Origin of the sequence: Microbacterium sp. B35-04 (assembly GCF_010634885.1) — a bacterium.
Lineage (GTDB): Bacteria > Actinomycetota > Actinomycetes > Actinomycetales > Microbacteriaceae > Microbacterium.
The window spans coordinates 1-17954 of the sequence record NZ_MWLP01000072.1 but is presented as its reverse complement, the minus strand read 5'-3'; the positions used below and the strand labels follow the sequence as shown (position 1 = coordinate 17954).

General features: G+C 70.8%; 16 protein-coding genes. 4 read left to right on the top strand and 12 right to left on the bottom strand.

What is annotated here, in order from left to right:
* Positions 1–157: 157 nt before the first annotated feature.
* The 4 genes from B1729_RS15640 to B1729_RS15625 form a co-directional block, all read right to left on the bottom strand.
* Positions 158–1135, bottom strand: a complete 978-nt coding sequence (locus B1729_RS15640; protein WP_204318944.1) for a hypothetical protein — start codon at positions 1133–1135, stop codon at positions 158–160.
* Between the two features lie 56 nt (positions 1136–1191).
* Complete coding sequence (gene menC, locus B1729_RS15635) at positions 1192–2355, bottom strand: o-succinylbenzoate synthase (protein WP_163633693.1); 1164 nt, start codon at positions 2353–2355, stop codon at positions 1192–1194.
* 156 nt (positions 2356–2511) lie between these two features.
* The gene (locus tag B1729_RS15630; protein ID WP_163616930.1) at positions 2512–2745 is read right to left on the bottom strand and encodes a hypothetical protein; all 234 of its coding nucleotides are present in this window, start codon (positions 2743–2745) and stop codon (positions 2512–2514) included.
* A 102-nt stretch (positions 2746–2847) separates the two neighbouring features.
* Entirely contained in the window at positions 2848–3783 is a 936-nt protein-coding gene (locus B1729_RS15625; protein ID WP_163633691.1) for a cyclase family protein, read from the bottom strand.
* Positions 3784–4031: 248 nt separating this feature from the next.
* Between B1729_RS15625 and B1729_RS15620 the strand changes: the two genes are divergently transcribed.
* Together B1729_RS15620 and B1729_RS15615 are read left to right on the top strand one after the other, a co-directional pair.
* Positions 4032–4835, top strand: a complete 804-nt coding sequence (locus B1729_RS15620; RefSeq protein ID WP_163633689.1) for an SDR family oxidoreductase — start codon at positions 4032–4034, stop codon at positions 4833–4835.
* Between the two features lie 2 nt (positions 4836–4837).
* Positions 4838–5062 carry a hypothetical protein gene (locus B1729_RS15615; RefSeq protein WP_239539670.1) on the top strand — a complete coding sequence of 75 codons (225 nt, stop codon included), beginning with the start codon at positions 4838–4840 and terminating at the stop codon, positions 5060–5062.
* Positions 5063–5271: 209 nt separating this feature from the next.
* Here the strand turns inward: B1729_RS15615 and B1729_RS15610 are convergent, their stop codons facing one another.
* The gene (locus tag B1729_RS15610) at positions 5272–5988 is read right to left on the bottom strand and encodes a GNAT family N-acetyltransferase (protein ID WP_163633685.1); all 717 of its coding nucleotides are present in this window, start codon (positions 5986–5988) and stop codon (positions 5272–5274) included.
* 257 nt (positions 5989–6245) lie between these two features.
* Between B1729_RS15610 and B1729_RS15605 the strand changes: the two genes are divergently transcribed.
* Positions 6246–7649 carry an MFS transporter gene (locus B1729_RS15605; RefSeq protein ID WP_163616925.1) on the top strand — a complete coding sequence of 468 codons (1404 nt, stop codon included), beginning with the start codon at positions 6246–6248 and terminating at the stop codon, positions 7647–7649.
* A gap of 66 nt (positions 7650–7715) precedes the next feature.
* Here B1729_RS15605 and B1729_RS15600 read toward each other — a convergent pair whose 3' ends face one another.
* Positions 7716–8969 (bottom strand): FAD-dependent oxidoreductase, encoded by a 1254-nt coding sequence (locus tag B1729_RS15600; RefSeq protein WP_163633683.1) that lies wholly within the window; start codon positions 8967–8969, stop codon positions 7716–7718.
* Positions 8970–9077: 108 nt separating this feature from the next.
* Between B1729_RS15600 and B1729_RS15595 the strand changes: the two genes are divergently transcribed.
* Positions 9078–10700 (top strand): peptide MFS transporter, encoded by a 1623-nt coding sequence (locus B1729_RS15595; RefSeq protein ID WP_163633681.1) that lies wholly within the window; start codon positions 9078–9080, stop codon positions 10698–10700.
* 345 nt (positions 10701–11045) lie between these two features.
* Here the strand turns inward: B1729_RS15595 and B1729_RS15590 are convergent, their stop codons facing one another.
* From B1729_RS15590 to B1729_RS15565, 6 genes are all read right to left on the bottom strand, one after another.
* Complete coding sequence (locus tag B1729_RS15590) at positions 11046–13865, bottom strand: family 78 glycoside hydrolase catalytic domain (protein WP_163633679.1); 2820 nt, start codon at positions 13863–13865, stop codon at positions 11046–11048.
* 77 nt (positions 13866–13942) lie between these two features.
* Complete coding sequence (locus B1729_RS15585) at positions 13943–14854, bottom strand: fumarylacetoacetate hydrolase family protein (RefSeq protein ID WP_163633677.1); 912 nt, start codon at positions 14852–14854, stop codon at positions 13943–13945.
* Complete coding sequence (locus B1729_RS15580) at positions 14851–15726, bottom strand: fumarylacetoacetate hydrolase family protein (protein WP_163633675.1); 876 nt, start codon at positions 15724–15726, stop codon at positions 14851–14853. The genes B1729_RS15585 and B1729_RS15580 overlap by 4 nt, the downstream gene beginning before the upstream one ends.
* 76 nt (positions 15727–15802) lie before the next feature.
* Positions 15803–16588: an SDR family NAD(P)-dependent oxidoreductase gene (locus B1729_RS15575; RefSeq protein ID WP_163616919.1), complete on the bottom strand. Its 786-nt coding sequence runs from the start codon at positions 16586–16588 to the stop codon at positions 15803–15805.
* A gap of 48 nt (positions 16589–16636) precedes the next feature.
* A complete protein-coding gene (locus tag B1729_RS15570; protein ID WP_163633673.1) occupies positions 16637–17398 on the bottom strand; it encodes an SDR family oxidoreductase in 762 nt (253 codons plus the stop codon).
* Positions 17395–17954, bottom strand: a 560-nt coding sequence (locus B1729_RS15565) for an alpha/beta hydrolase fold domain-containing protein (RefSeq protein WP_163633671.1), incomplete at its 5' end; no start/stop codon positions are given. The genes B1729_RS15570 and B1729_RS15565, both read right to left, overlap by 4 nt.

Genomic DNA, 17954 nt, shown 5'->3' with positions numbered 1-17954 from the left:
CCACGGCCGGTCGCCCTCGGGCGGCCGGCCGTTGGCATGCCGTCGACGTCCGAAGCGATCGCTCGACGGGCACCTCGAGCGCGTTCGATCCGACGACCGCGACGTTGAGCCCGGGCCTCGGCCGTCGGTCGAGCGAGCGCCGGCGAGACGAACCCGATCAGCTGCCGAAGCCGCACCAGTCGCCGACCCACGTGAGGATCCGGCCGCGCAGCTCGTCGCCGACGAACAGCGTGAACTCGCCGGACTCGCCCTCGTGCTCCACGCGCACATCGAAGATCGTGCCGCGCTTGTCCTCCAGCACCGCGTGCGGGTCGCAGCGGAACGGCAGCAGCGGGATCTGCACGACGACGGGCTCAGTGTCCGTGGCCGCGACGTGCAGGTCGAGCGGATACAGCTCGCCCTGCGCGGACGAGCCGGCGAACTCCAGCAGGTTCGTGCGCTCCAGCCCGACGACGGTGGCCTCGCCCGCGCCGGCGGGGGTCACCGTCAGCTCGAGCGCGGCGGGCTCACCGGGCGCCGACGGCTGGAAGCCGGTGAACGCCAGGGTCGCAGCATCCGACATCCGCTCTTGGAGGCATTCGCGGGCGTGCAGCGGAGCCAGGAAGCCCAGCGCATCGGGAGCGGGCACCGTGACCTCGGCCGACGACGACTCTCCGACGATCTCGAGCACCACCTCCGCCTCTCCGTCGTCGGGCGCCGTGCAGTCGACGGGCGGCAGCTGCACGCGGATGTCGACGAGGCCACCAGGGGGGATCGTGCTCGCGCGATCGGGGATCACCCGGGTCGCCGGGCCTTCGAACCGCGGATCGTCGACCCGCACACCCCTCACCTTGAGGGCGATGTCGGACCCGTTCGCGACGCGCACCTGCGCCTGCCGCGGCGCGACGTCGGCGCGCAGCTGCGCGAGCTCGACGGTCACCCCCTCCGGCAGGGTGGATGCGGGGTTGGGGCTCACCGCGGGCGGAAGGGTGGATGCGGGGTCGGGGCTCACCGCGGGCGGTCCGGCGCATCCAGAGAGCACGAGGCCTGCCGCCACCATCGCCCCCGCCGCGATGCGCCGGGTGCGCGCCGTGACCCGTGCCGTTCTCAGGGCCGCGGCGAGCTGTGCCCCCGGCGAAGCGGCCGGCCGCGGCATCCGTTCCGCCTTCCTGGGAACGGCACTCACGGCGGACATCACGGGGGCTCCGGCGGCTACCGCGTCAGCGTCTCGCGGGCGACGGTGAAATCGTCGAGCGCCACGGGATCGATCTCTACGCCGAGGCCGTGGCCTGTCGGCACGCGCACGTGACCGTCCTCGAGCACCGCAGGCTCGGTCACGATGTCACGCGTGTAGAAACGGCTCGACGCCGACACGTCGCCCGGCAGCGTGAAACCCGGGAGGGCGGCGAGCGCGGCGTTGGCGGCCCGCCCGATGCCGGTCTCGAGCATGCCGCCGCACCACACCGGCACTCCGGCGGCGAGGCAGCGATCGTGGATGCGGACCGCTTCGAGGTAGCCGCCGACCCGTCCCGCCTTGATGTTGACGACGGATGCCGAGCCCAGCGCCAGCGCGTCGGCCGCGGCCTTGTCGGACACGATCGACTCGTCCAGGCACACCGGCGTGCGGAGGCGCCGGGCCAGCGTCGCGTGGTCGACGAGGTCGTCCTCCTGCAGCGGCTGCTCGATCAGGAGGAGGTCGAAGCGGTCGAGCTCGGCCAGGGTGTCGGCATCCGCCAGCGTGTAGGCCGAATTCGCGTCGACCTGAAGCGGGATCGTGCCGAAGGCGTCGCGCACCGCCGCCGTATCGCCGACGTCGCGACCGGGCTTGATCTTGATCTTGATGCGCACGTACCCCTCGTCGAGATACCCGCGCACGGTGTCGACGAGGGCTGCGGGGTCGCGCTGGATGCCCACGGAGACCCCGCTCGGCACGCGGTCGCGCACCGCGCCGACGTACTCGCCGAGACTCCGGCCCTCGGCACGGAGGGCGGCATCGAGCACCGCCAGCTCGAGCCCGGCCTTCGCCATGCGGTGACCCTTGAAGGGCTCGAGCACTCCCGCGACGTCGTCGGGGGCGAGCAGGCCGGGCTCACGGACGGCACGGTCGCCCACGGCACCGTCGAGCAGCGCCGGCACGAGGAAGCGCAGCGCGACGTCCCACGCGCCCTGCGTGTACTCGCTGGAGTACAGCGGGTCGGCCTGTGTGACGATCTCGCCCCACCCGTCGCCACTGGACGTCAGCGCGCGGACGACGATCACCTCGCGCACCGTCTCGGTCCCGAACGACGTCGTGAAGGGGGCGACGAGCGGCAGGTGCAGCACCCGCAGCTCGAATCCTTCGAGGGCGACGGATGCCGCAGGCCGGGCGATGGGCATGCGCTCAGCGTACGCCCGGCCGCCGCCCCCACGGCGGCCGGGCGCACGGCCCTCAGCGGAAGCGCGGGTCGTTGCGCGGTGCGGTGTCGACCTTCAGCCCGAGCGCGTCGGCGATCTCGCCCCACGAGACGTACGAGAAGTTCGTGGCTGACGGGGTCAGTGGGCGAAGCGCGCGTCGACGACGTCGCGCCGGACCGGGATGTAGGTCGACCGTGCGATGCGGGGCCGACGGCGTCGGGGTTCCCGCGGTGCGGTGCGGTGCTCCGTGTGCCGCCACCCGTCGCCTAGGGCGATGATCAGTGTCTCGATGTGCTCGCGCATCTCTTCTCCTCGTTCCCACGAGAAGAGGCCCGCATGCCGGGGCTGATACGTCACACGTACCGCGTCCATGTCTTCACGGTACGAGGGGGTTCCGACATCCGGAATCGCGAAAGGGTAGATTTCCGCGCGCGCGGGCGTGAGGAAATCTACCCTTTCGCGATTCCTGACAGGTCAGGCGGGGAGCTCGGCGAAGGCGCGCACCGGGAACGTGCCGAAGCCCTCGACCGCGGGCGGGGCCGCGGTGAACCGCGCGCCGCGCGGCGGCACTGCCGCAAGGTTCGTGAGGTGCTCCACGACGTGCACACCGGCGCCGAGCAGCAGGCTGTGCGCGGGCCGCTCACCTCCCGACTCGGTGTCGTCGATGTTGACCGAGTCGATGCCCACGAGCACCGCGCCGGCATCGACGAGCCACTGCGCGGCCTCGCCGGTGAGGTACGGCGCGCCGGTCCCGTACTCCGGCTGCCCGAACCACCGGTCCCAGCCGGTGTGCAGCAGCACGGCGGCTCCACGCACGTCACGATCGGCGAGCGTGGACGAACGGATGCCTCGGCGCCCGACATCCCACGCGTCCTCGAGGTGGAACACCTCGGCGCGAAGGCCGACGAGCGACGAGATGTCGAGGCCTGCCAGGTCGGGGCCGGCGGCGTACCGGTGGAACGGCGAGTCGAGGTACGTGCCGGTGTTGCCGATCATGTGGATGACGTCCATCGCGAACTCGGTGCCCGGCGCGTAGCGGGCACGCGAGTCCTCACGGGTGAGGTGGGGTGTGATTGTCGGCGCGGGGAGCCCCGGGTACGTCACGAGACCGGCCCGGATCGGATGGCTGAGATCCACGATGCGGGTCGACGAGCCGTAAGCTGCGGCATCCGGAACCGTCTCGACGCCGCGGCTGCCACGGTGCGCCTCCTCGACGACCCGAAGGCCGCGCAGCTCCACCTCGTCGACGAGCGCGAGCCCGAGGTGCACGATCAGCAGGCGCGCGATCTCGTCCTGCGTGAGCTCGGGCGAGGGCAGGTCGAGCCGGAACCCCGTGCCCGACAGGCCGCCCCCGTTGGCGAAGCGGATGTCGAAGTCGAAGTGCGCGCGGTACGCGGGTGCGGGAGGCATGGGCGAGAGCCTACGACTGCAGGGGTTGTTGCGCAGGAGATTCACGCTTCCGCAGGACGAAGTGGGCAGGATTCCGCCTGCGGAAGGGCAGTTCAACTGCGGTGCGCCCGGCCGCGCCACCCGGCACCGCAGGGTGCCTCGCCGGCGGTGTGCGAACCGCCCGTAAGTGCGCCGAGGATCAGTAGCCGGTCGTCGTCCCGATGGCAACCCCGTGCGCGCAGTCCGAGCACGCTCGTAGCGTCGGGCGCATGGACACCTTCGACTTCGCCCCGCGGCACGCGATCGTGACCGCCTCGGACTCGGGCATCGGGCAGGCGACCGCGCTGGCATTGGCCGACGCGGGGCTCGACGTCGGCATCACGTGGCACAGCGATAAGGAAGGCGCCGAGCGCACCGCCGCCGCCGTGCGCGAGCGCGGGCAGCGGGCCGAGGTGACGCGGTTCGACGCCACCAGGCTCGACGAGGTCGCGGGCACGATCGGCGGGCTCGTCGAGCGGCTCGGCGGGCTCGACGTCTTCGTGAACAACGCGGGCGGCGGTTCGGGTGGACCGTTCCTCGAGGTCTCGATCGAGGACTGGCGTCAGGTCGTCGCCCTCAACCTCGACGGCGCCTTCGCCGGACTGCAGGCGGCCGCCCGGCACATGGTGCGCGCGGGGGCCGGCGGGCGCCTCGTCGCGATCACGAGCGTGCACGAGACGCAGCCGCGCGTGGGATCGGCGTACGTCGCGGCCAAGCACGGCCTCGGCGGCCTCATCGAGACGATGGCTCAGGAGCTCGGCGAGCATGCGATCACGGTGAACGCCGTCGCTCCGGGCGAGATCGCGACGCCGCTGACCGATCAGGAACCCGAGGACGCCGAGCGCACCCGCCGCCCGGGCATCCCGCTCGGGCGCCCAGGAAAGCCCGACGAGATCGCCGCGGTCGTCGCGTTCCTCGCGTCTCCGGCGGCCAGCTATGTGACCGGCGCGAGCTGGACCGTCGACGGCGGAATGCTGCAGATGGGCCCGCAGGCAGGCTCCCACCTGAAGAGCGACGAGTGGCGGAAAGGATGACCATGAACGCCCCTGACAACACCGACGACACCGATGAGACCGACGACACCGGGATGACCGAGGAGGAGAAGCGCCGCGACCAGCTCACGTCGGCGCCGGACGCCGTGGAGTCCGACGCCGACCCGCGCATCGACGTCACTCATCGCGAGGGCGTCACGCGCATCGACATCCGCGACGACGCCGACGTGCGACCCGGCGACCCCACGAAGGAGCCACCCGGTCGTTGAGCGAGCGAAGCGAGACGAAACGTCTTCGGCGTGCTCGAGGCGTTTCGTCTCGCTCGCTGGCGCTCGCTCGCTCAACGACCGGGAATCGGAGTCCGCGCTCGCTCGCTCAACGACCGGGAATCGGAGTCCGCGCTCGCTCGCTCAACGACCGGGAATCGGAGTCCGCGCTCGCTCGCTCAACGACCGGGGATCGGAGTCCGCGCGCTCGCTCAACGACCGGGAACGAGCAGGTACCCGCGCGCGTCGTCGAAGCCGCCGATCACGAGGCCTTCGGCCAGGTGCCCGGTGAGCTCTTCGCGCACGCGAAGGCGCCAGGATGCGGCATCCGTCGGCGCTTCGCGCCTCATCGCCTCGATGTCGTGCGGGATCTCGACAGACGCGACCACCCGATCGTCGCCGGGTGTCGGCACGGGCGGCGCGGCGAGCGCCCACGACACCATGATGCGGTCCGTCTCGTCGCCGCGGTTGACGCCGTCGTCCATCGGACCGTAGTGGTTCACGAGGTACTCGGTGACGCGCGTGCCGAGCACCCGGAGGTTGAAGTGCGCGTTGCGGGCGACGAGCGGGTCGAAGGTCCAGGTGATGTGCCCGACCTCGCGGGAGAGCGCCCACTCCCGCTGATGCTGCTTCAGCACGCGGCCGAGCCCCTGAGACTGGTGGTCGGTCAGCACGCCGGTGATGTGGCTGTGCATCGAGCGCGCCGAGGGCACGGCGAAGAAGGCGACGGATGCCCCGACCATGCGATCCCCGTCGTACAGGCCGACCGCGTAGTTGCCGGAGTGCGCGAGGGCCCGCAGCAGGTTCGGCGGCATGCCACCGCGGTCGCCGCCCCACACCTCGGCGAGCACCTCCGAGGCGCGGTGGACCTCGTCGACGGTGTCGAGCGGGCGGATGTCGATGCCGGGCGGCGTCGCGGTCTCGGCCATCCCTTCACGGTACTCCGGTGCAATCAGACGTCGTTGGGCGAGCGAGGAACGCGGTCGTTGAGCGAGCTTGCGAGTCGAAACGCAGAGACGAAACGCCTGAGCGCGGCGCTGACGGCACACCCACGCGTTTCGTCTCGCTTCGCTCGCTCAACAACCGCATGCCCCGGCGCACCTGCCCCGGAGCCGATGCCCCAGAGCGCCGATAGCCTGAAGCGATGGGCACGGGTGATGAGGACGCGAGAAGAAGACTCACCCGGATGCCTCGGCAGGGCGCCATCGTGGCCGTGCTGGCCGTCGCAGGGCTCTGCTCGTCGTTCATGTTCACCCTCATGGTGCCCATCCAGTCCAAGCTGCCGGAGCTGCTGAACTCCAGCCGCGAGGACACGGCGTGGGTGGTCACTTCGACGCTGCTGGCGGCCGCCGTGATCACCCCGATCTCGGGGCGACTCGGCGACATGTACGGCAAGCGCCGCATCGTGCTCGTGCTCGTCGCAGTGATGGTCGCCGGCTCGGTCGTGGCGGCACTGTCGCCGGGAATCGTCGGCATCATCGTCGGACGCACGCTGCAGGGCGCCATCGTCGGCGTGGTACCGCTCGGCATCTCGATCATGCGCGATGTGCTGCATGAGGACCGCGTCGACTCCGCGATCGCCTTCATGAGCGCGACGCTCGGCGTCGGCGGCGCGCTCGGCCTGCCGATCAGCGCGCTCATCACCGAGCGCAGCGACTGGCACCTGCTGTTCTGGATGGCGGCCGGCCTCGGCGTCGTCGTGTTCGCGCTCGTCCTCTGGATCGTGCCGGTCAGCGTGCTGCGCACCGCCGGCCGATTCGACTACCTCGGCGCCGCTGGACTCGCGGTCGGCCTCATCGGCATCCTGCTGGCGATCTCGCGCGGCAACGAATGGGGCTGGGGGTCCCCGCCGGTGCTGGTGTGCGGGCTCGGCGGGCTGGTCGTGCTGCTGCTGTGGGGATGGTTCGAGCTGCGCATCGACGAGCCGCTGCTCGATCTGCGGGTCGCCGCCCGCCCCGCGGTGCTGCTGACGAACATCGCCTCGGTGGCGATGGGGTTCTCGCTCTTCGCCTCGAACGTCGTGTACCCGCAGATGCTCGAGCTGCCCGTTGCGACCGGCGCCGGGTTCGGGCTGTCGCTGCTGGTCGCGAGCCTGATCGTCATGCCCTCGGGGATCGTCATGATGCTGCTGTCGCCGATCGCCGGTCGCATCGCGTTCCGCACCGGGCCCAAGCTCCTGCTGCTGCTCGGCGCGCTCTCGCTGATCGCGGCCTACGGCTTCACGCTGCTGTTCTCCTCCGAGGTGTGGCACATCCTCGTCGCGAACATCCTCATCGGTGCCGGCATCGGCTTCGGGTACGCCTCGATGCCGATGCTCATCATGCGCTCGGTCCCGCAGAGCGAGACCGGCGCGTCGAACGGCCTCAATGCCCTGTTCCGCTCGCTCGGCACCAGCACCGCCGCGGCGGTCATCGGCGCGGTGCTGGCCACCTACACCGTCGACTTCGAAGGCGTCCCGGTCCCGACGACGACCGGCTTCACCCTGTCGCTGATCCTCGGCGGGGCCGCCGCGATCGTCGCCCTCGTGGTGGCCCTGTTCATCCCGCGCCATCACGCGCCCGAGGAGCGGCATCCGTCCCTCCGCGAGTGACCTCCTGACGTGCGCGCACCCGGCCGGGGTCGCGTAAGCGCCTGAGCCCGTCAGGACGTACCCGGGTCAGCCCCGCAGGCGCGCGAGGCGGAGGGAGTCCGGGGCGAGCCGCTCGGCGACGGCCACCGCCGACAGGATCGCGCTCTCGTGCGAGTCGGCGTCGGCGGTATAGAGCCCGGCGAGCGAGATCCCGTGGCGCCCCTGGAGCGGGCGCAGCCGCCGCTGGGCGTCGAAGTAGGCGGTGTCGATCAGGCCGTGCTCGTAGGTCGCGGTGGCATAGAGGGGCTCCGGAAGCACGTCGTCGTACGTGACCCAGCTCTTGAAGACCGGGAGCCCGCGCGCCGGATCCCAGATCGACAGCGAGCTGTGCGCGGCATCCGCGCGGATGTTCACCACCGACCACGCCGCCTCGTCGCGCGGCATCAGCCTTCGGTCACCGTGGATCGCGATCGTCGTCGTGAAGTAGTCGAACCTCGCAAGCTGCTGCGTCAGCTCGGCGACTTCGGGAAGGTGAGCAAGCAGCGCATGGGCTTGGCGGGCGCTGCACGCGAACACGAGATGGTCGAACGGATGCCGTACCCCGCCCGCCTCGATCCCGAGAGTGCCGTCGCCTTCCCGCGTGACGGACTCGACCGGTGAGCCGGAGTGCAGCGTCGCCCGCTCGAGGGAGGCGATGAGGGCCTCGACGTAGACGCGAAGTCCGCCCGGGATCTGGCTCTGTACCGGCGGCCGAAGGCCCCTCGGGAGGTTGGCTCCGAGGTAGTAGAGCGCGTTGTAGGCCGAGAAGCGGCGGAAGTCGGCGAGGTCGACGCACCAGAATGCGAGCAGGAGCGGGAGCAGGAAGCCGTCGACGAACGACCGAGGCAGCCGCTTGCGCTCGATGTACTCCGCGATGGTGACGGTGGTGTCGTGCTCGGCGAGGAACGCCGGAATCCCGGCGAGGAACGATCGGAAGCGCAGCAGCCGGCCGATCGCTTCGGGACGCAACGACGACCACACCGGACGCACCCCTCGGAACGGCGGCATCGCGGTCGGTCCGGTGCCGTCGCTGCCGGCCACGGTGAGGGTCGCCGGGTACGACTCGCGGCAGACCTGGAGCGCGTCGAGCAGCCGGTTGAAGGTCGCGTAAGCCGCACTCGGCGCGAAGAACTGGAAGCCCGCGTCGGCGGGGATCTGCTGTCCTTCGACCTCGATGTCGACCGTGTGCGCATGACCGCCGAAGCGGTCGTCCCGCTCGAACAGCGTCACCTCGTGATCGCGCTCCAGCAGCCACGCGGTCGCGAGTCCCGCCGCTCCCCCGCCGATGATTCCGATCCGCATGTGGCGCCGTCCTGTGAGGGGTCGTGCTCAGACTAGGGCCCGAGGTGGGTCTATCGGCTCGTGCGCCCGGTCGCTAGCCTGACGTCACCGGGGCGACGGGAGCGGGCGATGAGCGGGCGTGATCAGGGCTTTCAGGACGACGACGGGACTCGACCCGGCAGTGGCGAGCCCGAGCAGGTGCCCGTAGGGCCGCCGGACGGCGCGACGGCGGCGGGCGACGCCACGAGGACCGGCACCGTCGCTGCGGCGAGCGGAACTGACGCAGCGGGAACCACCGCACCGGACGACGGGGCCGACCACGACGCGAGGTTCTTCGGACAGCCCTGGGCGCTCGCGCACATCTTCGGCGTCGAGATGTGGGAGCGGTTCAGCTTCTACGGCATGCAGGGCATCCTGCTCATCTACATGTACTACTCCGTCGCGGACGGCGGGCTCGGCATCCCGGAGGCGACCGCCACCGGCATCGTCGGCGCGTACGGCGGCACGGTCTACCTGTCGACGATCCTCGGCGCGTGGGTCGCCGACCGCCTGCTCGGCTCGGAGCGGGTGCTGTTCTTCAGCGCCTGGGTGATCATGGCCGGTCACATCGCGCTCGCCCTGCTCCCGAGCGTGTGGGGGCTCGGCGTCGGCCTCATCCTCGTCGCCGTCGGATCGGGCGGCCTGAAGGCGAACGCGACCGCGGTCGTCGGCACGCTCTACTCCCCGAAGGATCCGCGACGCGACGCGGGCTTCTCGCTGTTCTACCTCGGCATCAACCTGGGTGCGTTCCTCGGGCCGATCGTCACCGGGTTCCTGCAGAGCAACGTCGGGTTCCACTGGGGCTTCGGCGCCGCCGCGGTCGGCATGGCGATCGGCCTCATCCAATACTCGTTCGGGCGCAAGCAGCTTCCCGCGTCGTCGCGTGTGGTGGCGAACCCCCTGCCCGCCAACCGCCGCGGCGTGATGATCGGCATCGGCGTCGCCGGACTGCTGCTCATCGTGGTGCTCGTGCTGACGGGCGTGATCCGTGCCGACAACCTCGCCGGCATCGTGATCCTCGCCACGCTCGCCGCGGCGATCGCCTACTTCTCCGTCATCATCTCCTCGCGCGCCATCACCGCCGACGATCGCTCGCGTGTCATCGGCTTCATCCCGCTGTTCGTCGTGAACGTCGGATTCTGGTCGCTGTACCAGCAGCAGTTCACGGTGCTGACGATCTACTCCGACAAGCAGCTCGATCGGACGATCCTCGGCTGGGAGATGCCGGTGTCGTGGGTGAACTCGATCAACCCGATCTTCGTGATCATCCTGTCGGGCGTCTTCGCCGCCGTCTGGACCAAACTCGGCGACAGGGCACCCTCAGCGCCGGTGAAGTTCTCGCTCGGCGCGATGGTCATGGGCGTCGCCTTCCTGCTGTTCCTGCCGTGGGCGAACGGTGCGCCGAACTCCACGCCGCTCCTCGCGATCGTCCTGATCCTCCTGGTGTTCACGATCGCCGAGCTGTTCATCTCGCCCCCGGGGCTGTCGGTGACCACGAAGCTCGCGCCTCAGCGGTTCCACACCCAGATGGTCGCGCTGTACTTCCTCTCGATCGCCCTCGGCACCGCGATCGCCGGCTGGCTCGCGCAGTTCTACGACCCCACCAACGAGGTGCCGTACTTCACGATCCTCGGCGGCATCGCGATCGTGCTCGGCCTCGCGCTCCTCGCCGCCGCCAAGCCGGTGCTGAAGATGATGCGCGGCGTGCGCTGAGGCTCGGCGCCGCCGCGGAGTGACGCTGTCCAGGAGTTGCCGAACACGACCCGCTGCACCGCGCCGACGCACGCGATGTGCCGGGCCGCGGCGAGCGAGATCGGCTCGTCATCGTCGGGCAGGTGTGCGCGGCCGCGGCCGGTGGACAGGTCTTCCTCGCGCACTGACACCACCAGACTGAGGGCGGCGGCGAGGTTCGTCATGCACCCATTCTGATGGGGCCTCCGACATTTGAACCCCAGATCAAAGCTCTTTTCTCGCCTGTGGATGGCGCCGTCTGCACAGAGCGCACGACCGCCCTGTGGAGGAGGTGCGCGAGCTATCGGGCGATATCCGCCGGCGGTGTCACGATCCGCCGAGCTCGATCGCGTGGGTGCTGCGCCCCGGCGGGAGCGCGACGTCGACACCACCCGCGACGAGACGGGCCGTGACGCCGAACGGCACGTCGACGGTGACGGTCCCCACGCCCCCTCCGCGTGCCGTCCCCGCGGACCCCCCAAGCGCCGACCCCGCTGGCGAGTAGGGCGGAGCCTCCGGCCGCGTGCGCCCAGCAGCAGCGCCCGCCGTGCTCGTCCACTCCACAGCCAATCGGCCGAAGGGCGTGCCGACATGGGCGCGCACCTCGTCCACGCCCGCATCGAAATCGGGCTCGATCACCGCGGTGCGGTAGCCGGGCGAGGTGGAGCGGATGCCGGCGACCCGGCGGTACAGCCAGTCGTCGACGCTGCCCGGCGCGTAGTGGTTGAACGACATGGGCCGGATCTCGCCGTCCGGTGAGATCGCATCCCACGTCTCCCAGATCGTCGTCGCTCCGCGGTCGATCTCATAGAGCCACGACGGCATCTCGGACTGCCACAGCAGCGTGCGTGCGACGTCGGAGTAGCCGTTGTCGCACAGCACGTCGAGCAGGTACGGCGTGGAGAGGAATCCGGTGTCGAGCCGGTTCCCTCGCTTGCGGATGAGCTCCACGAGCCGCGCCGCCGTGCGGGCACGCAGCCCGGGCGGGACCATGTCGAAGGCGAGCGCGAGGACGTACACCCCCTGCAGGTGCACGGGGAGGTCGCCGTCGGCGTCGATGTACTCGGCGGCGAAGGCCGCGCGCACCTCGGCAGCACGCGCGGCGAAGGCTGCGGCTTCCGCATCCCGTCCGAGAACCGCTGCAGCGCGCGCGGCGATCGTCAGCGTCCGCGCCTGGAACATCGGCGCGAGATACTCGCTGGTGAGCGCCGGGGCGATCCCGATCGCCTCGTGCACCGGGCGGCCCTCCATCGTGCTCGGAGTCAGCCAGTCTCCGAAGTGCAGGCCGGTGTTGTAAAGCGATGACTGCGCGCGCCTGCGCTCGTCCGCGAGTTCGGTGCCGGCGAGCGCCTCGGGCAGCTCCGCCGCGGCGGTCGCGCGCTGGTACTCGATCCAGCGGAGCATCGCTTCGTAGTTCTCCTCGAGCACGCGACGGTCTCCGGTGCGCTCGTACAGGGTCCACGGCACGATCGCGATGGCGTCGCTCCAGCCGGCCGCCGCGACGATCGAGCCGATGCCCTGCGCCGCGGCCGCTGCCTCGGCGTCGAACGGCGAGCGCGGCGAGAAGATCGGGATCCGCCCGTCGGGCAGCTGGTCGGCGCGCACGTTGTCGAGCCAGCGCGAGAGGAACGGAACGACCTGCGCGTTGTCGGTCGCGGTGCCGACGAACGCCTGGATGTCGCCCGTCCACCCGGCCCGCTCCCGCTGCGGGCAGTCGGTGGGCACCGAGAGGAAGTTGCCGCGCTGACTCCACACCACGTTCTCGTGCAGGCGGTTCAGGCGCGGATCGGATGACGCGAACGAGCCGGTCTGCTCCAGGTCGCTGGCCAGCACCACGGCGACCACGTCATCAGCGACGAGCGCGGCCGTCAGCCCGCTGATCCTCGCGTACCGGAAGCCGTGGAACGTGAACTCCGGCTCCCACTCCTCGGCGCGCTCTCGACCCCCTTCGCTGGCGCCGCCCGCGGCGACATAGACATCGGTCTGCTCCTTGTTGATGCCGACGATGTTCTCGAACCACGAGCCGTCGGCGGCGAGCGTCTCGGTGTGCTCGAGCACGATCTCCTGCCCCGGCGCCGCGTCGCGCAGCCGCAGCCGCAGGCGTCCGACGAGCACCTGGCCGAAGTCCACGATCGTGCCGTCCGCTGTCTCGACGAGGGCGACGGGAGCGACCTCGAGCACGCGGCGAACGGGCTCGCCGCGGAAGGGCACGAGAAGCTGGTGGTCGGCGCCGGCCTCGGCCACCGGCATCCATTCGCCGTCGTCGAATCCCGGACTGCGCCATCCCACCGGCTCGGCGCGGCGGTCGAACCGCTCGCCGACGAACAGGTCGGCGTACGCCCAGGGGCCCGTCGTGCTGCGCACGTCGGAGCACGATGCCACGACCTGCGTGGTGCCGTCGGCGTAGTCGATGTGCAGCTGCCAGATCGCCGACGTGCGGGTGCCGAACTGCGCGCTCGAGCCGGTGAGACCGATGCGGCCGGCCCACCAGCCGTCGGCCAGCGCGACTCCGAGCACGTTCTCGCCCTCGGTCAGCGCCGCCGTCACATCGGACGACGAGAACGAGATGCGCTGCGCGTAGCTGTCGAAGCCCGGCGCGAGCACAGCGTCGTCGGCGCGGTGGCCGTTGACGAACGCCGAGTACACACCGCGAGCGGTGGCGAACAGCCGGGCGCGCACCGCGCCCGGGCCGACCTGGAACCCCTGGCGCAGCAGTTGCGGCGGCCGCAGTCGCTCCTCGGGCGGCGCCTCGGGGCCGAGCCCTCGGACCCAGTCCACGATGCTCCACCGTTCGACGACGGCCTCCTGCTGCGCGGGTTCGACCCATTCCGCCGACCAGTCCGCGGGATCGAGGAGGGACATCTCGAACGTCGACGCCGCCCACTCCGACCAATCGCCCTCGGACGACCTGCTGCGCACGCGCCATCGGCAGGCGCTGTTCGAGGCGAGCCGCTCCCCCGCGTAGGCGACGAGTCCGGCGTTCGAGCCGTCCACCGGACCGCTCGCCCAGACGACCCGTCCGCCGGTGGACACCTCCAGCTCGAAGGCGTCCTGGACGAGGTCGACCAGCCACGAGAACCGGGGCTCGCGGGTGCCGACGCCGATCGGCGCGTGCAGGTACTCGACGCGCAGGTCGTACGGGGTCATGGATCCTCGCAAATCTCGGACGCTTCAACGGGCTCATCGGCCAGGCGGTCGGGAGGTCGCGGTCAGTCGGCCAGCGGTCAGTCGGCGACGGTGAAGCGTGTCGTGAGCGTGCCGATGCCCTCGATCTCGCTCACCAGCACGTCGTCGGGCGTGAGGAACCGCGGCGGTGTGCGACGGTTGCCGATGCCGGCCGGCGTGCCCGAGAAGACGATGTCGCCGGGCAGCAGCGGGCAGACGGCCGAGAGCCGCACGAGCAGCTCGGGCACGTCGTAGAGCATCATCGACGTCCGAGAGGACTGCATGGTCTCGTCCGACAGGCGGCACGAGATGGCGAGGTCGTCGCGATCGGCGAACTCGTCGGGGGTCACCAGCCACGGCCCGGTCGGACCGAAGCCCGGGAACGACTTGCCGAGGCTGAACTGCGGCGCGGAACCCTGCAGCTGGGTGATGCGCTCCGACAGATCCTGGCCGATGGTCAGCCCGGCGACGTGATCCCAGGCGCTCTCGCGGTCGACCTTGTGCGCCTCGCGCCCGATCACGACGACGAGCTCGACCTCCCAGTCCACGTTGCCTTCAGGCAGCTCGACCACGGCCTGCTGCCCCACGATCGACGACGGGAACTTGGTGAAGGTGACGGGCATCGAGTCCGGCGGGTAGCCCGCCTCCGCGGCGTGCTCGGCATAGTTCAGCCCGATGGCGAACACCTGCCGCGGACGCGGCACCGGCGCGCCGAGGTCGGTGACGTCGAGGGGAACGGTCCCCACGACCCCTCCACGCGCCGCTGGCGCGTCGCGCGGAGCCTCTGGCCGTGTGGGCCCAGCCTCCGACGAGGCATCCGTCATCGTCGCGGCCCACTCCGCGAACGCCGGCCAGTCGTCGAACAGCACCTGGGGGTCTGGGCCGAAGCGTCCGTCCGACGCGGTCTCGACGTCGACCGCGCCGCCGTCGATGACGAGGGCGGCGCGGCCGGCGAGGTTGGCGAGCCTCACCAGTCGACCCGCTGCGGAGCGGGCTCGCCGTAGCGGTCCTCCCAGCTGATCACCCGGTTGCGGAGCGTGCCGATGCCGGTGATCTCGGCCTCGATCTCGTCGCCGGGCTTGAGGTAGAAGTCGAACGGATTCGGCTGCACGGCGGCGACGCCCGAGATTGTGCCGGTCGTGATGAGGTCGCCGGCGGTGTAGGTCTGCGGCGAGTGGTACGCCACCAGGTGCGGGAACTTGATGCGGGTCTGGTTCGTGTTGCCCTGCTGGCGCACCTCGCCGTTGACCCGCAGCTGCATCGGCAGCTCGTGCATGTCGGGCACCTCGTCGCGCGTGACGATCCACGGGCCGATCGGGCAGAACGTGTCGATGGCCTTCGAGAACGAGAAGACGCCGGACTCCATCTCCTTGCGCTGGATGTCGCGCGCGGAGATGTCGTTGAACACCGTGAAGCCCGCGATGTAGTCATCGGCCTCCTCGGGGCCGAAGAACTTGCCGGACTTGCCGATCACGATCGCCAGCTCGAGCTCGTAGTCCATCTCCTTGGTCAGGTGGTCGGGGTACACGATGTCGTCGCCCGGGCCGATGATCGCGTCGACGTTCTGGAAGAACACGATGCCCTTGTGTACGGGATGCGACCAGTCCACGGCGGTCAGCTCGTTGTGGTGGTCGGCGAAGTTGCCGGCGGTGTGGAAGAACTTCTTGGGGCGGATCGGCGCCTCGAGCCGGACGTCGGCGTGCGCGAGGCGTTCACCGGTCTCGGTGACCTTGCCGCCGCGCTCGAAGTACTCGCGGGTCGAGGGCACGTCGAGCTCGATGACGACGCCCTCCTCGAGTTCCAGACGGCCCACGCGGCCGCCGTCGAAGGTGATGAGCTTCATTGGTTTCTCCTTGGTTCAGTGCGTTTCGTCTCGCTTCGCTCGCTCAACGACCGAAGGAGAGGGGGTGGGCCCGCGCTCAGGCGCCGACCATGTTGAATCCGCCGTCGGCGAGCATGTAGCCGCCGGTCAGATGGGCTGCCTCGTCGGTCGCGAGCCACAGGCAGGCGCCGGTGACGAACTCGGGCGGCGGGATGACGCCCATCGGCGTCTGCGAGAGCAGCACCTCGCGGCGGCCGTTCTTCCAGTCCTCGCGGTTCAGCAGCCGCTCGGTCTCCATGAATCCCGGCGCGAAGGTGTTGACGCGCACCGCGGGGGCGAACGCCTTCGCATACGACTTCGTGATGCCGAGGATGGCGTACTTCGCGGCCGCGTACTGCGGTGCGCGGGCGGAGCCCCGCACGATCACGGTCGAGCCGACCTGGACGATATTGCCGTGCCCCTGGTCCAGCATCCGCTCGCCGAACTCATGGGTCATGAGGAGCGTCCCCTTGACGTCGATGTCGATGACCGCGTCGAGGGCCTCCTGCGTCAGCTCGTCCCAGTTCATCTGCTCGCTCGAGACGTCGCCGACGTTGTTCACCAGCACGTCGAGAGTCCCGAAAGCCGCCCACACCTCGTCGGCCATGCGCTTGATCTGGTCCCACGAGCCGATGTCGGCCTGGACCAGGATGCCGTCGCTGCCCGCCTCGCGGATACGCTGCAGCGTCGCCTCGGCGCCCGCCTTCGACGAGCGGTAGTGCACGGCGACCTTCGCGCCCTCCTGCGCGGCGCGAACGGCGATCTCTGCGCCGAAGCCGGTGCCGGCGCCGGTGACGAGCACGGTCTTCCCGGCGAAGCGCGGATAGATCTGCGGGTCGGTCATGGTGTCTCCTTCGTTCCGTCCCTCGACGAGCTCGGGGACCGGCAGTTGTCAGACGAGCGTGCGCCCGCCGTCGATGTACATGACATGGCCGGTGACGAATCCGGCATGACGTGAGGACAGGAAGAGCGCAGGGCCGGTGAGTTCGTCCGGGGTGCCGAGCCGGCCGGCGGGGACGAGGCTCTCCAGCTCCTCCCGCTTGCCCGGCTTGGACAGGTGACCCGCGGTCAGCGGCGTCTCGATGTAGCCGGGGGCGAGCGCGTTGACGGTGACCCCTGCGGACGCCCACTCGCGCGCCATGACGCGCAGCAGCTGATTGATGCCTCCCTTGGAGGCGGCGTACGGACCGTGCGAGTGGTGCGCGAGGAGCCCCGAGACGCTCGACAGCGCGAGCACGCGACCGTGGCCCTGGCCGACCATGTGCCGCCCCGCGGCCTGGGCCAGGCCGAACAGCGACGACAGGTTCACGCGGAGGATGTGGTCCCACTCGTCCTCCGTGAACTCGAGGATCGGGCGGCGGTCGTTGACCCCGACGGCGTGCAGCAGCACATCGAGCCCGCCCAGCCGTTCGACGGCGTCGGCGACCACGCGCTTCCCCGCCCCGTGCTCGGTGAGATCCGCCTGGATCAGCTCGAAGGGCGAGCCGGTCGCCGCGAGCTCCGCGCCGATCGACTCCAGAGCGCGCTGATCGCGGTCGACGACGGCGACGGATGCCCCGGCACCCGCATACGCGAGCGCGCAGGCGCCGCCGATGCCGCCGGCGCCGGCGACGAGCACGCGCGACCCGCCGAGCCCGAGCCAGTCCCCGTTCATGCGTTCGCCTCGGCGGCGCGCTCGTTCAGGAAGCGCGAGATGCGGTCCGCGGTGCGTGCGGCGGTGACGTCGCCGACCACGTTCAGGTATCCGTGGATCGCGCCGCGCTCCTTGACGTACTCGACGTCGACGCCGCTGCGGGCGAGGTCCCCGACGTAGGCCTCGGCCGACGGCCGCAGTTCGTCGCCCTCGCTGGCCACGACGAGCGCCGGCGCCGCTCCGCGCACATCGTGACCACCGGGGAACGCGTAGAGCTCGTCCGGCGACGCGCCGCCGAGGTAGTTCGCGTTGATCGCCCGCGTCGCCTCCGGCGGGAACCGCAGTGCGGGCGGCTGCTGCGCGAGGATCGCGGCGAGCTCGTCGTCCGGCTCGGGCAGCACCGCGTGCAGCACCGGGTACACGAGCACCTGCGCCAGCAGACCGGCCGCGCCCCGGTCGCGCAGCCGCAGCGCGGCGCCCGCCGCGAGATTGCCTCCGGCGCTCGCACCGCCGATGGCCACGGCATCCGTGCGCCCGCCGAACTCCGCCGCATGAGCGCGCGCCCAATCGAACGCCG